General features: G+C 63.5%; 16 protein-coding genes and 1 other RNA gene. 13 read left to right on the top strand and 4 right to left on the bottom strand.

From position 1 onward, the window contains the following. Window positions 1-44: 44 nt before the first annotated feature. Window positions 45-405: a transfer-messenger RNA gene (ssrA, locus tag ABID26_RS15240) on the bottom strand. A 167-nt stretch (window positions 406-572) separates the two neighbouring features. On the opposite strand from ssrA, the gene ABID26_RS15235 reads away from it, so the two are divergent. The 6 genes from ABID26_RS15235 (at window position 573) to ABID26_RS15210 (ending at window position 5,308) form a co-directional block, all read left to right on the top strand. Then, on the top strand, window positions 573-884 hold the full coding sequence (locus ABID26_RS15235) for a DUF2853 family protein (RefSeq protein ID WP_354415925.1): 312 nt from the start codon (window positions 573-575) through the stop codon (window positions 882-884). A 144-nt stretch (window positions 885-1,028) separates the two neighbouring features. After that, window positions 1,029-1,823 (top strand): thymidylate synthase, encoded by a 795-nt coding sequence (locus tag ABID26_RS15230; protein WP_354415924.1) that lies wholly within the window; start codon window positions 1,029-1,031, stop codon window positions 1,821-1,823. Between the two features lie 434 nt (window positions 1,824-2,257). Further along, window positions 2,258-3,052 (top strand): molybdate ABC transporter substrate-binding protein, encoded by a 795-nt coding sequence (gene modA / locus ABID26_RS15225; protein WP_354415923.1) that lies wholly within the window; start codon window positions 2,258-2,260, stop codon window positions 3,050-3,052. Window positions 3,053-3,071: 19 nt separating this feature from the next. After that, window positions 3,072-3,776, top strand: coding sequence for a molybdate ABC transporter permease subunit (gene modB, locus ABID26_RS15220; RefSeq protein WP_126099475.1), 705 nt, complete (start codon window positions 3,072-3,074; stop codon window positions 3,774-3,776). Beyond that, entirely contained in the window at window positions 3,773-4,885 is a 1,113-nt protein-coding gene (gene modC, locus ABID26_RS15215; RefSeq protein ID WP_292298638.1) for a molybdenum ABC transporter ATP-binding protein, read from the top strand. The genes modB and modC overlap by 4 nt, the downstream gene beginning before the upstream one ends. An 81-nt stretch (window positions 4,886-4,966) precedes the next feature. Further along, on the top strand, window positions 4,967-5,308 hold the full coding sequence (locus ABID26_RS15210) for a winged helix-turn-helix domain-containing protein (RefSeq protein WP_126099477.1): 342 nt from the start codon (window positions 4,967-4,969) through the stop codon (window positions 5,306-5,308). Between the two features lie 144 nt (window positions 5,309-5,452). Here the strand turns inward: ABID26_RS15210 and cobF are convergent, their stop codons facing one another. Continuing rightward, window positions 5,453-6,217 (bottom strand): precorrin-6A synthase (deacetylating), encoded by a 765-nt coding sequence (gene cobF / locus ABID26_RS15205; RefSeq protein ID WP_292298640.1) that lies wholly within the window; start codon window positions 6,215-6,217, stop codon window positions 5,453-5,455. 249 nt (window positions 6,218-6,466) lie between these two features. On the opposite strand from cobF, the gene ABID26_RS15200 reads away from it, so the two are divergent. The 6 genes from ABID26_RS15200 to ABID26_RS15175 all read left to right on the top strand — a co-directional run bounded on the left by ABID26_RS15200 (window position 6,467) and on the right by ABID26_RS15175 (window position 12,187). Then, complete coding sequence (locus ABID26_RS15200) at window positions 6,467-7,480, top strand: DUF4424 domain-containing protein (protein ID WP_292298642.1); 1,014 nt, start codon at window positions 6,467-6,469, stop codon at window positions 7,478-7,480. Further along, entirely contained in the window at window positions 7,480-7,998 is a 519-nt protein-coding gene (locus tag ABID26_RS15195) for a dihydrofolate reductase (RefSeq protein ID WP_292298644.1), read from the top strand. The genes ABID26_RS15200 and ABID26_RS15195 overlap by 1 nt, the downstream gene beginning before the upstream one ends. Before the next feature lie 248 nt (window positions 7,999-8,246). Further along, window positions 8,247-9,359, top strand: a complete 1,113-nt coding sequence (gene hflK / locus ABID26_RS15190) for an FtsH protease activity modulator HflK (RefSeq protein WP_292298646.1) — start codon at window positions 8,247-8,249, stop codon at window positions 9,357-9,359. Further along, a complete protein-coding gene (gene hflC / locus ABID26_RS15185) occupies window positions 9,359-10,336 on the top strand; it encodes a protease modulator HflC (RefSeq protein WP_292298648.1) in 978 nt (325 codons plus the stop codon). Before hflK ends, hflC begins: the two co-directional genes overlap by 1 nt. Window positions 10,337-10,340: 4 nt before the next feature. Then, window positions 10,341-10,526, top strand: coding sequence for a DUF2065 domain-containing protein (locus tag ABID26_RS15180; protein ID WP_278201846.1), 186 nt, complete (start codon window positions 10,341-10,343; stop codon window positions 10,524-10,526). Between the two features lie 146 nt (window positions 10,527-10,672). Then, window positions 10,673-12,187 carry a DegQ family serine endoprotease gene (locus ABID26_RS15175; RefSeq protein ID WP_126099484.1) on the top strand — a complete coding sequence of 505 codons (1,515 nt, stop codon included), beginning with the start codon at window positions 10,673-10,675 and terminating at the stop codon, window positions 12,185-12,187. Window positions 12,188-12,348: 161 nt separating this feature from the next. Here the strand turns inward: ABID26_RS15175 and ABID26_RS15170 are convergent, their stop codons facing one another. Then, on the bottom strand, window positions 12,349-12,912 hold the full coding sequence (locus ABID26_RS15170) for a GNAT family N-acetyltransferase (RefSeq protein ID WP_126099485.1): 564 nt from the start codon (window positions 12,910-12,912) through the stop codon (window positions 12,349-12,351). After that, window positions 12,909-13,796, bottom strand: coding sequence for a phosphoserine phosphatase SerB (gene serB / locus ABID26_RS15165; protein WP_126099486.1), 888 nt, complete (start codon window positions 13,794-13,796; stop codon window positions 12,909-12,911). The genes ABID26_RS15170 and serB overlap by 4 nt, the downstream gene beginning before the upstream one ends. Between serB and miaA the strand changes: the two genes are divergently transcribed. Beyond that, the gene (gene miaA, locus ABID26_RS15160; RefSeq protein WP_126102652.1) at window positions 13,786-14,733 is read left to right on the top strand and encodes a tRNA (adenosine(37)-N6)-dimethylallyltransferase MiaA; all 948 of its coding nucleotides are present in this window, start codon (window positions 13,786-13,788) and stop codon (window positions 14,731-14,733) included. The two genes, serB and miaA, sit on opposite strands and share 11 nt — an antisense overlap. Window positions 14,734-14,831: the final 98 nt, after the last annotated feature.

The following is a 14,831-nucleotide window of genomic DNA, read 5'->3' as shown; positions in this document are numbered from 1 at the left end:
CTTGGCCGTTCAGTTGATTTGGAAAGGAGAAAAAGAGGGGGGAAGGTGGAGGTTTCTGTTGCCAGGTACCTCCGAACCCCGCCTAGAAGTGCGAACCTCTAGGGCTTGATTTGAAGCGTTCGCACTGCATTAAGCAGCGAGACGAGCTTCCGCATAGTTGTCGTTGGCAACTATAAGTTTAGCCCGATGACGGTGGTACAATGCCGGGCAAAAGTACGATCTTTACACCTTCGTCGATCCTATTTCGCCCCCAGCAAAAGCCGCTCCGTGGTCCAGAGCGGTTTTTGGTGGAGGCGCCGGGTACCGCCCCCGGGTCCGAACGGCTTATTTCATCGCCTGTTTATCGCCATAGTCGGTCAAGCCGACGAAGCGAATATAGGGAGCGATCATGAAAAATGAAAGGCCAAACCGGCACTTGTCCCCGGCGCCAAACTCAACAGCCGAGGGTTGACTTGCGCGCTTACTCAATCGAAGCTCGCCGGCGGTGAGGAATCTCGGACCTGGCGCATAGGTTGCGCGGCGCGCCACAAGCCTCATCGATCGGATCCGTGGCGCCGACGAGGGGAAGTTTGATGGCCGACTATCTTGCGGATGTGAAGAAATACGATGCCGGCGCCAGCGCCGACGCGGTCGAGAAGATCGTCAAGCATCTGGGCATCGCGCTCAGGAACCGCGATTCCTCGCTGGTGTCCTGCACGGACCCGAAGGAGCTCGAGCGCGTCCGGGAGAACTGGGCGGCCAAGAAGCTCGGCATCGCCGATGCCGCCAAGGCCGACGCCTCGATCCAGAAGGTCTGCAAGGCGATGGCCGCAGACAACATCAAGAGCCGCGTGACCTTCTACTATCTGGTGGCGAAGGATCTGGGCAAACTCGGCGCGCTTTGAGGCATAGCCTTCGGCAGCCGGCACGACATCGTGCCGGCACCCTGGACTTTCTGGCGTACGATTCACATCTGTTACGGGCTTTGCGGTATTCGACCGACGGCCAGTCGGCTATGATCACCTGTCACCCGAATCGAGGCGGAGCCGATGCGCCAATATCTCGACCTGTTGAAGCATGTACTGGAAAACGGCGCCGATCGCGGCGATCGCACCGGCACCGGCACGCGCTCGGTGTTCGGTTACCAGATGCGCTTCGACCTTTCGCGCGGTTTCCCCGTCACCACCACCAAGAAGCTGCATCTGAAGTCGATCATCCACGAGCTTCTGTGGTTTCTGGCCGGCGACACCAACATCAAATATCTCAACGACAACGGCGTCACCATCTGGGACGAGTGGGCCGACGAGAATGGCGATCTCGGCCCCGTCTACGGCAAGCAATGGCGCTCGTGGCCGGACGGGCATGGCGGCGAGATCGACCAGATCGCGGGTCTTCTCAAGGAGATACGCAAGAATCCTAATTCGCGCCGGCTGATCGTCTCGGCCTGGAACCCGGCCGAAGTGGAGGCGATGGCGTTGCCGCCCTGCCACTGCCTGTTCCAGTTCTACGTCTCGGAAGGCCGGCTCTCCTGCCAGCTCTACCAGCGCTCCGGCGATATCTTCCTCGGCGTGCCGTTCAACATCGCATCCTACGCCCTGCTGACCATGATGGTGGCGCAGGCCACCGGGCTGAAGCCGGGCGACTTCATCCACACGCTCGGCGACGCGCATCTCTACTCGAACCATTTCGAGCAGGCGCGCGAGCAGATGCGGCGCGCGCCGAAATCGCTGCCGAAGATGTGGATCAACCCGGAGGTGAAGGATATTTTTGCCTTCCGTTTCGAGGATTTCCGCCTCGAGAACTATTTTGCGGACGCGAGCATCAAGGCGCCGATCGCCGTCTAAGGTGTGTTGATATTCAGGTGAGGCAGGCCTGCAAACGGCGGCTTCCTGCGCTTTCGGTGCTCACGTACTTTAAGTACGCTCCGCTCCGGCCTTCGCCGGCCGAAGCCCTCATAAGTGTCTCCGCTCTATGAAGGCTACGGCCGGCGTAGGCCGGTTCTCGAAATCCACCATTTTCGGCTCTGCCTGACCTGAATCTCAACACACCGGGCGCTGCGTTTGGACTTTCGGAACCGATCGCAGTCCTTGCCCTTGCAGTTTGCGGCCGCTGATCTTCATATCCTTGGCTTCGCTGTATCGAGTTGGCTCCATCGTAGGCCGGGAAGACCCTGCCATATGATGCCACCGAAGGTAAAATGCCTTTCCTTGTTATGTTCATCCGGATATATCGGTTCAGGGCTTTGAGCCGAACGGATTTTCGAGCAGGGAGAGGTTTCATGACCGGCAGAGATTTTGGATTGAAGCCCATCGCCATCGGCGGACTGGCGGCGCTGCTGATGGCCGCCGTGCCGGCGGCTCATGCCGACGACAAGGTGATCGTGTTCGCGGCGGCGAGCCTCAAGGATGCGCTCGATGCGGTCAACAAGGCCTGCGAACCCGAAGTCGGCGAAGCGGCGACCATCTCCTATGCGGCAAGCTCGGCGCTGGCCAAGCAGATCGAGGGCGGTGCGCCGGCGGATGTCTTCGTCTCGGCCGATCTCGACTGGATGAAATATCTCTCCGACAAGAAGCTGACCAAGCCCGATACCGAAGTGAAGCTGCTCGGCAACCAGATCGTACTGGTGGCGCCGAAGGATTCCATGATCGAGACCAAGGTCGAAAAAGGCTTCGACCTCGCCAAGCTCATCGGCGACGGCAGGCTCGCCATCGGCGATGTCAAGGCGGTGCCGGCCGGCAAATACGGCAAGGCGGCGCTGGAATCGCTGGGCGTCTGGTCCTCCGTCGAAGGCAAGGTCGCGCAGGCCGAGAACGTCCGCGCCGCGCTCAAGCTGGTGTCGACGGGCGAGGCCCCGCTCGGCGTCGTCTACGCCACCGATGCGCGTGCCGAAAAGGGCGTGAAGGTTGTGGGCACTTTCCCCGAGGATTCGCACCCGCCGATCATCTACCCGATTGCCCAGACGACGGATTCGAAAGACAAGGATACGGCTGCCTTCCTGAAGTGCGTCGAGTCGGCCAAGGCTGCGGCGCTCTTCAAGGAACAGGGTTTTACGGTGCTCGCGCCGAGCAACTGAGAAAGACCTTAGACCGCATATGAACTGGCTGCTGGACCTCACTCCCGACGAATGGAATGCGGTCCGGCTGTCGATCAAGGTGGCGACGGTGGCGATGCTCGTGAGCTTGCCGCCTGGCATCCTGATCGCGCTGCTTCTGGCGCGCGGCCGTTTCTGGGGCAAGACCCTGCTCAACGGGCTGGTGCATCTGCCGCTGATCCTGCCGCCGGTGGTGACCGGCTATCTGCTCTTGCTCACCTTCGGCCGGCGCGGGCCGGCCGGCGCCTTCCTTGCAGAGCATTTCGGCATCGTCTTTTCGTTCCGCTGGACAGGCGCCGCGCTCGCCTGCGGCGTCATGGGTTTTCCGCTGATGGTGCGGGCAATAAGGCTGTCGATCGAGGCGGTCGATCGCAAGATGGAGGCCGCAGCCGGCACGCTCGGCGCCAATCGGGTTTGGGTGTTCGCCACCATCACGCTGCCGCTGATCCTGCCCGGCCTGATCGCGGGGGCGATCCTTTCCTTCGCCAAGGCGATGGGCGAGTTCGGCGCCACGATCACCTTCGTCTCCAACATCCCCAACGAGACGCAGACGTTGCCCTCGGCGATCTACACCTTCACCCAGGTGCCGGGCGGCGACGAGGGCGCGCTCAGGCTGACGCTGATCTCGGTCGTCATCTCGATGGTCGCGCTGATCGCTTCGGAAGTGCTGGCGAGAAGGGTCGGTCGGCGGATGGACATCGAATGACGATCGTGGTCGACATCAGCCATCGACTAGGCGATTTCGCCATCGAAGCGAATTTCGAGAGCGCCGGCCGGCTGACGGCGCTGTTCGGGCCGTCGGGTTCCGGCAAGTCGACGCTGATCAATCTGATCGCGGGGCTGATCCGGCCGCAGAAGGGGCGCATCGCCGTCGATGGCCGCGTGCTGGTCGACACCGCCGCCGGCATCTTCGTGCCGATGCATAAGCGGCGGATCGGCATGGTTTTCCAGGATGCTCGGCTCTTCCCGCATATGAGCGTTGCCGGCAACCTGCGCTATGGCCGCTGGTTCACGCCGTCTTCCGAGCGCTACGCCGATATGGATGCGGTGGTCGACCTGCTCGGCATCGGCCACCTGCTCGACCGGCGCCCGGCGAAACTGTCAGGCGGCGAAAAGCAGCGCGTGGCGATCGGCCGTGCCCTGCTTGCCAGCCCCAAACTCTTGCTGATGGACGAGCCGCTCGCCTCGCTCGACGAGGCGCGCAAGGCCGAGATCCTGCCCTATATCGAGCGGCTGCGCGACGAAACGAAGATCCCAATCGTCTATGTCAGCCATTCGATCGCCGAGGTGGCGCGGCTGGCGAGCGACGTGGTGGTGCTGTCGCAGGGCAAGGTCGCGGCCTTCGGTCAGACCGATGCGATCATGCAGCGGCTGGATCTCTTGCCGGCGGAGGAGCGCGGCGAGGGCGGCGCGGTGCTCGACACCAGGGTGCTGCGTCACGACGAGGCTTTCGGCATGACGGTGCTCGGCTCGCGGGGCGGAGAGATCCGCATACCGCGCATTGCTCGGCCGGCGGGAGCTCCGGTGCGGCTCCGCATCCGGGCCCGTGACGTGATGATCGCGACCGAGCAGCCGGCGGGCCTGAGCGCGCTCAACATACTGGCGGGGACGATCGCCGCGGTCAGGCCGGGCATAGGGCCCACGGTGGAAATCGCCATCGATTGCAATGGCGCGACCGTGCTGGCGCGCATCACCGAGCAGTCGAAACAAAGCCTGCGCCTCGCGCTCGGCCGCAAGGTCTTCGCGGTGATCAAGACGGTCAGCTTCGACGCTACGACGACCGGTCCAGGGTTGCCGGCCGAGGCCGATGGATGACGAAGAGCATACCGCTATGTTCAATTGGAATAGCGATTTGGCTGCAAAAGGGTTAGTCTGCGTGACTGCAAAGGACAAGAGATGCCATCGTTGAGCCTGAGGATAAATCTCGACCCCGAGGGGCGTATAGGTCCCGGCAAGATCGAGCTCCTCGAGCAGATCGCTGCCTTCGGCTCGATCTCGGCCGCGGCGCGCGGCATGGAGATGTCCTACAAGCATGCCTGGGATCTCGTCGAGGACATGAACCGGGTGTTCGGCAAGCCGCTGGTCGCAGCGCAGACCGGCGGCAGGAAAGGTGGCGGCGCGCAATTGACCGCGGTAGGCCTTGCTGTGGTCAGCCGGTTCAGGGCGATAGAGCGCGCAGCCGCTTCGGCAGCCGCGGTCCATATGGAGGCTTTGCAGGCGGAGATCGACGCTGGGTAGGGATTAGGCAGTAGGCAGTAGGCAGTAGGCAGTAGGCAGTAGATTGATGTCCTGGAGTTGCTCGACGCGCACATAATCGACGACTCTCGATCGCCCTACTGCCCGATCTCCACTGCCTACTGCCTATTCCCTACTGCCTACTGCCTATTCCCCTGGCTTCCTCAGCAGATAGGTGTCCATGATCCAACCCTTTTTCCGCCGGGCTTCCTCACGGACCTTCTCGATTTCGGCGCCGACATCGCCAAGGCGTCCGGACACGATGATCTCGTCCGACGTGCCGAGATAGGCGCCCCACTGGATGAAGACATCCTTGTCGGCCAGCGTGTTGAAGGCGCATTTGCCGTCGAGCATGACCACCGTGGAGCCGGCATTTGTCGGCAGGCCTTCCTCGGTGAGGCGGCGGCCGGTGGTGACGAGGATCGAATCGCCAATGCGGTTGAGCGCGCTGGCGTGGCTCGCGGCAAGCGCCTGGATGGCGGTGATGCCCGGGATAACCTCCAGCTCAAAACCGACATTGCCCCGTTGGCGCACGCGCTCGAGGATGCGCAGCGCACTGTCATAAAGCGAAGGGTCGCCCCAGATCAGAAAGGCGCCGCAGCCGTCCTCTACGAGCTCGTCGCGGATCAGCCCCTCATAGATCTCGGCGATCGCCTCGTGCCAGTCGTCGACGGTCACCCGATAGGACGACGTCGGCTCGGCCCGCACCGGCACATCGAATTCGACCCGGCGCGATTTCGGATTGGTGACGAAGCGGTCGCAAATCTGCCGGCGGAGTTCCGCGAGTTCGTTCTTGCTCACGCCCTTGTCGGGAATGAACAGCACGTCGGCCCGGTTCAGGCCGTTGATGGCCTGAATGGTCATGTGTTCGGGATTGCCGGCGCCGATGCCGATGACGAGAAGCTTGCGCATAAGGCGATCTCCTGCCTGATCGGGCGGCCGGTGTCCAGACAGCGCAGGCAGCTGAGTGCGAACGCAGAGGGCTTTGAAACACTACATTGAAACGGCTAGAGCAGTTCAGCGGTTGGTAGAAACGCTGAACTGCTCTAGCTATCTGTTTTAGGTAATTTCGGACGGAAAACCGTTACCTGCTTCTCCTGGAATTGCTCTAGATGGAAGCGCATCCGGATGGTCCCGGTATTGCCGTCGAAAGGGGGATCCATGCTCCGCACTTTCCTAACCACAGCGTTGGTATTGCTGGCCGCGCCGGCCCTTGCCAACGATTCCGTTGCCGAACTCGGCACCGGCGGGCTGATCCTGTCGCGCAGCGATGCCGTCGCCATGGAAAGCGAGGACCTTTTCATCTCGCCACAGAAAGTGACGGTCGACTACGTCTTCCGCAACAACACGGACAAGGACGTCAGCGCCATCGTTGCGTTTCCGATGCCGGACATCGAAGGCGACCCGAACGAGATGCCGGCGATCCCGGAAGCGCAAAGGGACAATTTCCTCGGTTTCGAGGTGACGATCGACGGCGCCGACGCGAAGCCGCAGCTCGAACAAAAGGCGTTCGCGCTTGGCATCGACATCACCGCCGACCTCAAGGCGCAGAACGTGCCGCTCTATCCGTTCGGCGATGCCGCCAAGGCGGCGCTGGCGAAGCTGCCCAAGGCCGTCGCCGAGGATTGGGAAAACCGAGGCATCGTCATCGAGGATACTGCCGATGACGGGTCGGGCATGCAAACCGCCTACGCGCCGTTCTGGCAATTGCGCTCGACCTATTGGTGGCGCTCGACCTTCCCGGCCAACAAGGCCGTCCATGTCTCGCACCGCTACAAGCCGAGCGTCGGCGGCACGTCCTCGGTCAGCTTCTATTATGAAGGCAAGTTCCAGGGGCAGTACGGCACCTACAAGACCCGCTACTGCATGGACGGCGCGTTCGAGAACGCGGTGCGCAAGGCAGCGAAGGAAAATCCCGACGGTTATCCGAAATATTTCGAAAGCCGCATCGCTTATATCCTGACCACGGGCGGCAACTGGGCGTCAGGCAATATCGGCAATTTCAAGCTCACCATCGACAAGGGCAGTCCCAAAAACCTGGTTTCCTTCTGCGGCGACAATGTCCGCAAGGTCGGCCCGACGACGTTCGAGATGACGGCCAAGGATTTTTATCCGGAGCACGACATCGACATCCTGCTGCTCGGGCCCTCGGACAATGGCGGGAACGGCGGCTGATGGACATCGCGATCTACGTTGCCATTGCTGAGAACGGCGTGATCGGACGCGAAGGCGGACTGCCTTGGCGGCTTTCCAGCGATCTCAAGCGCTTCAAGGCCGACACGATGGGCAAGCCGATCATCATGGGCCGCAAGACCTATGAAGGCATCGGCCGGCCGTTGCCCGGCAGGCTGAACATCGTGGTGACGCGAGACAAGACCTGGCGCGCCGACGGCATCGAGGTGGCGCATTCGCTCGACGAAGCGATCACGCTGGCCAGGGTGCGCGGCCGCTGCATGACAGGCGCCGAGGAGATCTGCGTGGTCGGCGGCGGCGAGATCTACGCCCAGGCCCTGCCGCTTGCCGACTGCCTCCATGTCACCCATGTACTGGCCAAAGTCGATGGCGACGCGCATTTCCCGCCGATCGATCCGGCTATCTGGCGGATCGTCCGATCCGAGGATTTCCCGGCAGGCGAAAAGGACAGCCACGCGACGCGTTACACCGTCTACGGGCGACGGCGCGACGGTCGGTGACGACGACAAAGGGTCGCTGCCGGCCCAAATCGGACGGCGCGGGCGGCAGACCGCGTTGAAAGCGCGTCACGGCGTCCCTATAGAAGAACGACATATTACAGCGCCGCGTGTCCAACCGGACCCGCAAAAGGCTGCTGTAAAACTTTGATTTGGCGCGTGATTCCTTTCCGAAAACCGATATCGGTTTTCGGGGTCATGCGCTAGGATTGCGCCGCAAGGCCCGAGGGAACCGAAGCGAAAGGACATTCATGCCCTGGAACGACAAGAGCGGTGGCGGCGGCCCATGGGGCGGCGGCGGCAATCAGGGACCCTGGGGGCAGGGACCGAGAGGGCCGAGTGGCCCGCAGGGCTCGCCTCCCGACCTCGAAGACATCATCCGCCGCGGCCAGGACAGGTTGCGGCGTGCTCTTCCGGGAGGCGGCGGCGCCAGTCCAGCTGTTTTAGGGCTGATCGCGCTGGCGCTCGTCGTGCTTTGGGCCTTCAAGGCAATCTACACCGTGCAGCCTGACGAAGTTGCGGTCGAACTGCGCTTCGGCCAGCCGAAAGCGGAGCTTTCGCAACCCGGCCTGCATTTCCACTGGTGGCCGATCGAAACGGTCGAGACGGCCAAGATCTCCGAGCAACTCGTGAGCATCGGTGGCGGAGCGAGCAGCGGCTCCGGGCTGATGCTCTCCGGCGACCAGAATATCGTCAATGTGCAGTTCTCGGTCGCCTATCAGGTTTCCGATCCAAGGGCCTACCTGTTCGATGTCTCCGATCCCGACGGCATGCTGACGCAGGTAGCCGAAAGCGCCATGCGCGAAGTCGTCGGCCGGCGCCCGGCGCAGGATATTTTCCGCGACGATCGCCAGGGTATCGCCACTTCGGTGCGTGAGATCGTCCAGAACACGCTCGACGGCTACAAGACCGGCCTGCAAGTCAACGCGATCTCCATCGAGGACGCAGCACCGCCGCGCGAGGTAGCCGACGCCTTCGACGAGGTGCAGCGGGCCGAGCAGGACGAGGACAAGTTCGTCGAGCAGGCCAACCAATATTCCAACCAGAAGCTCGGCCAGGCGCGTGGCGAGGCGGCCCAGGTCCGCGAGGACGCGGCCGCCTACAAGAACCGTGTCGTGCAGGAGGCGGAAGGCGAGGCGCAGCGCTTCATCTCCGTCTACAACGAATACGCCAAGGCGCCCGACGTGACGCGCAAGCGCCTTTACCTGGAAACGATGGAGAGGATCCTGAAGGACTCGAACAAGGTCGTCGTCGAGCAAAGAAACGGGCAGGGCGTGCTTCCCTATCTGCCGCTGCCGGCACTGCAGCCGAAGGCGCAGCCGGCGCCGGCCCCCATGGGCACCATGACGGGAGGTAACCAGTGATGGCCAATCGTCTTCCCATCGTCGCCGTCATCGCGGCCGTCCTTCTGTTCCTGCTCTATTCGTCGGTGTTCGTCGTCAAGGCGGGCGAGCAGGCCATCGTGCTGAGATTCGGCGAGATCATCGACGTCAAGACCGAGCCGGGCATCTACTTCAAAGCGCCATTCGCCTTCTTCGATGCCGACAGCGTTCAGACGATCGAGAAAAAAGTGATGCGCTTCGACCTCGACAACATCCGCGTCCAGGTCTCCGGCGGCAAGTTCTACGAGGTCGACGCCTTCATCGCCTATCGCATTTCGGATCCGCGGACCTTCCGCGCGGCCGTGTCGGGCCAGGTGGAACTCGCCGAAGCCCGGCTGAAGACGCGCCTCGATGCAGCGCTCCGCCGCGTCTACGGTCTGCGCGACTTCGAGGCGGCACTTTCCGAAGAGCGTGGTGTCATGATGCGCGAGGTGCGCGATCAGCTCCGCCCGGATGCGACGTCGCTCGGCCTCGACATCGAGGACGTGCGTATCCGCCGGACGGATCTGACGGCGGAAGTCTCGCAGCAGACATACGACCGCATGAAGGCCGAGCGCCTGGCGGAAGCCGAGCGGCTGCGAGCTCGCGGCAACGAGGCTGCGCAGCGCATCAGGGCCCGGGCCGACCGCGAGGTCGTCGAGATCATCGCCGAGGCGCAGAAAGAATCGGAGATCCTGCGCGGTGAAGGCGAAGCACAGCGCAGCGCCACCTTCGCGGAAGCCTACCAGCGCGATCCGGCCTTCTTCGATTTCTATCGCTCGATGAACGCTTACGGCACGGCGTTGGACAGCACCGGAACGACCATGGTGCTGTCGCCCGAGTCGGAATTCTTCCGCTACTTCCGCGATCCGGAAAGCAAGCCCGCCCCCGGCCCGGCACCTGCCGCGCCTGCGACGGCACCTGCCGCGCCTGCGACGGCACCTGCCGCGCCTGCGACGCAACCCAGCACCGCCCAGTAGGGCGGTGCAGGATTTTCTCGCGGCAATCGGCTTGGTCCTCGTCATCGAGGGCCTGGTCTATGGCGGGTTTCCCGCTCTGGCCCGGAAACTCGCGACGGAAGTGCTGTCGATGCCGGAAAATGTGCTGCGGATCGGCGGATTGGTTGCAATCGCCATCGGCGTCGGCATCGTCTGGCTGGTCCGCGGCTGATGAAATTCCTTGGTGCCGAGGCGATTGACGATTTATGTTTCGCCGATAGCTATAGCCGCAAACGTGCCTTATTTCTTGCCAACATGGATTGGGCAGGCGCTTTTGCGGAAGCGCTTTTCCTTTTCTAGAAACGCCGGGAGGCCACGATGATATCCGACACCCTGTTGCGCGCGGCACGGCGCACGTTTTTCGCCGGCGCCACCGCATTCGTCGTCGGCATGATTGCCGTCCCGTCCTTCGTCACGCCGACGATCGCATCCGACGGACCGCCTTCCGTCGCCGATCTCGCCGACCGCCTGCTCGGCGCGGTGGTCAACATCTCGACCTCGCAGACGGTGAAAGGCACCGAAGGGCCGGGCGCGGTGCCGATGCCGCAGCTTCCCGAAGGCTCGCCCTTCCAGGACTTTTTCGACGACTTCTTCAAGAACCGCGGCGGCGACAAGGGCGGCGGCGGGCAGAAGGTGCAATCGCTGGGCTCCGGCTTCGTCATCGACGCCGACCAGGGCATCGTGGTGACCAACAACCACGTCATCGCCGACGCCGACGATATCGAGGTGAACTTTTCCGACGGCGCGACGCTGAAGGCGACGCTTATCGGCACCGACACCAAGACCGACGTCGCGGTGCTGAAGGTCGATCCAAAGGGCCACAAGCTCACGGCCGTGAAGTTCGGCGATTCGACCAAGATGCGCGTCGGCGACTGGGTGATGGCGATCGGCAACCCGTTCGGCCTCGGCGGCACGGTGACGGTCGGCATTATCTCGGCGCGCAATCGCGACATCAACTCCGGCCCCTATGACGACTTCATCCAGACCGATGCCGCCATCAATCGCGGTAATTCCGGCGGCCCGCTGTTCAACAGCGACGGCGAGGTCATCGGCATCAACACGGCGATCATCTCGCCGTCGGGCGGCTCGATCGGCATCGGCTTCTCCATCCCGGCGCAGCTTGCGGCGGGCGTCGTCGACCAGCTTCGCCAATTCGGCGAGACAAGGCGCGGCTGGCTTGGCGTGCGCATCCAGCCGGTGACGGACGACATCGCCGAGAGCCTCGGTATGGCGACCGCCAAGGGCGCGCTGGTGGCCGGCGTCATCAAGGGCGGTCCGGTCGACAACGGTTCGGTGCAGGCCGGCGACGTCATCATCAAGTTCGATGGCAAGGACATTCACGAAATGCGCGACCTGCCGCGCGTCGTCGCCGAAAGCCCGGTCGGCAAGGCAGTCGACGTCGTGATCGTACGCAAGGGCGTCGAACAGACGGTGAAGGTGACGCTCGGCCGGCTCGAGGACGGCGAGAAGCTTGCCAGCGGCGAAAACGGCAATACCGATCAGGACAAAGGCGACAAGGCGCCTCCGGTGTCCACGGCCTCCGTGCTCGGCATGACCGTCGGTGAGCTCAACGACCAGACCCGGCAGAAGTTCGGCATCGCAGCCGATGTGTCGGGCGTGGTCATCACCGATGTAGCCAAGGATTCGGCCGCCTCCGAGCGCGGCATCCAGCCGGGCGAGGTGATCACCGAGATCGCGCAGGAATCGGTCGGCACGCCGAAGGACGTCATGGACCGGATCGGCGCGCTGAAGGAGCAGGGTCGCAAGAACGCGCTGCTGATGCTGGCCTCGAAGAGCGGCGAGTTGCGCTTCGTGACGATCCGGATGGACTGAGTCCGGCAGTGGCTCAAAAGGTCGGCGCCATGGAGACCGCGGCTGATTTCCTGCGCCAGCGGGCGCGGGACGCATCCGGTGAGGATTTTGCAAGAATTCCTGATCGGGTCGCAGCCGGCCCGCCGCAGGCAGGCGACGAGCGGCCTTCCGAGAGGCGCTGATCAGCGCCGTCGCGCCTGCCAATCTTCGCGCGACAGCCGGTAGAGGACATGTCGCTTCAGATGAGGGTGGCTGTCCGGCACGGCGGGATGATCGAAGTTGGCGCCCGCATCGGCGCGCATGCCGAGCCGCTTCATGACCGCGATGGAGCGATGGTTCTCGGCGACGGCGAAGGAGACGATCTCGTCCAGCCCAAGCGTTTCGAACCCGTAGTCGAGCCAGGCTTCGGCAGCCTCGGTGACATAGCCATTGCCCCAGAATTCCGGCGCCAGCCGCCAGCCGATCTCGATCGTGCCGGCCGGGAGGGTGTCGATGTCCTCCGTTTCGAGCAATCCGATGAAGCCGATGCATTCGCCGGTTTCTGCAATCTCGGCCGCGGCGAAGCCGTAGCCATCCTCGGCGATCCAGGACCGGAACTCATCCATCATGGCGTCGGCGGTAGCGCGGTCGCGACGGAACGGAAAGAACTCCATAACGCGCTCGTCGGAGTTGATGCGATGGAAGAGAGGGCGGTCGCGTTCTTCCCAGTTGCGCAGGATGAGGCGCTCGGTGCGGATCGGCTTCACTGCACGAACTCCTCTCTCAGGTAGCCCTGGAGATAAAGCAGCGCGGTCAGGTCGCCATGATCGATGCGGAACCCTGCCTGTTCCGCCACGATCGGCTTGGCGTGAAGTGCGACGCCGGTGCCGGCAAGGCGGATCATGTCGAGGTCGTTGGCGCCGTCGCCGACGGCGATCGCGTCGGCCGTCGCCAGGCCAAGCCTTGCCGCAATATCGAGCAGCGCCTCCGCCTTGGCGGCGCGGCCGAGGATCGGTTCGGCCACCGTGCCGGTGAATCGGCCATCTTCCTCGATCAGCCGGTTGGCGCGGTTTTCCTGGAAGCCGAGCAGCGCGGCGATGCGGCTGGTGAAGACGTCGAAGCCGCCGGAGATGAGCGCGGTCCAGGCGCCGTTGGCGCGCATGGTCCGCACCAGCGCGCGGCCGCCGGCGGCCAGCGTTATGCGGCCGGCAATGATGCGGTCGACCACCGCCGTGTCGAGGCCCTTCAGCAAGGCGACGCGCTCGCGCAAGGCAGGCTCGAAGGCGATCTCGCCATTCATCGATCGCGCCGTGATGGCCGCGACGTGCTCCTTGACGCCGATCTCGTCGGCAAGCTCGTCGATGCATTCCTGGTCGATCATCGTCGAATCCATGTCGGCAAGCAGGATCTTCTTCCTCCTGCCTTCGGCCGGTTGAACGATGATATCGATCGGCTCGGAGGCCAATGCCGCGCGGAGATCGGCCGTCAATACGCCGACGTCGCGCGTCTCCGGCAAAACCAGATCGCAGGCAACGCCTTCGGCTAGCCAATGAACGGAGCTTGCGCCGGCCGCCCGCGAGGCCATATTCGCAAGCGAGGCCGACACTCTTCGGTCTTCGGGACGGGATACAAGCGTGGCGATCAGCGGCATCGAAAATTCCGGCAGACAGGCGGGCGAGGGCCGCGTGAAGAACGCGATCCTGATAGCCGGGCCGACGGCCAGCGGCAAGTCGGCGCTGGCGCTCGATCTTGCCGAACGCAAAGGCGGCGTGATCGTCAACACCGATTCCATGCAGGGCTATTCGGTGCTCGACGTGCTGACGGCGCGCCCAAGTGCGGCGGAAATGGCGCGCGTGCCGCATTTCCTCTACGGCCATGTGCATCCTTCGACAGCCTACTCCACCGGCGCCTGGCTGCGCGACGTCACCGGGCTTATTGCGGAAGGTGTTTTGTCGGGGCGGCCGGTCGTCTTCGTCGGCGGCACGGGGCTCTATTTTCGCGCTTTAGCCGAAGGCATCTCGGAGATGCCCGACATTCCGCCGTCGGTGCGCGAGCGCTGGCGCTATGAGCTCAAGGAACAAGGGGCCGAACGGCTGCATCGCATTCTGATGCGCGAGGATTCGGCTGTCGCCATGCAGCTCAGGCCGACCGACAGCCAACGCATCGTGCGGGCGCTCGAGGTGCTCGACGCGTCGGGACGGTCGATCCTTGATTGGCAGGCAGCGCGCGGCCAACCGCTGATCGATCGCGGCAGTGCGCGCTTCCTGGTGATCGAGCCGGATCGCGGCGAACTCGTCGCGCGCATCGAGGCGCGGTTCGACCAGATGCTCGACAAGGGCGCACTGGACGAGGTCAGGCAATTGATGGCGCTTGACCTCGCTCCGGACCTGCCGGCGATGAAAGCGATCGGGGTTCGGGAGCTGCAGGCCGCGTTGGCCGGACAAATGAGCTTCCCCGAAGCGATCGAGCGCGCCAAGGTCGCCACGCGCCAATATGCCAAGCGTCAGGCGACATGGTTCAGGCACCAACTGGGACCGGAGTGGCAAAGGCTCCGCCCCGGCGAGGAACCGGCAACTCCGGACCGGTAGATCGCGATCTCAATCAGAGGCTTGGAATCGTGAACGCAGCTTCTCGCCACGGTTGTCCGGGTTAACCGTCCGTAAGGCCGGGCATGCCATAACGACAA

The organism is Mesorhizobium shonense (genome assembly GCF_040545255.1).
Lineage (GTDB): Bacteria > Pseudomonadota > Alphaproteobacteria > Rhizobiales > Rhizobiaceae > Mesorhizobium > Mesorhizobium shonense.
Note: the sequence above shows the minus strand (reverse complement) of the source record. Positions and strands in the feature narration are given on the sequence as shown.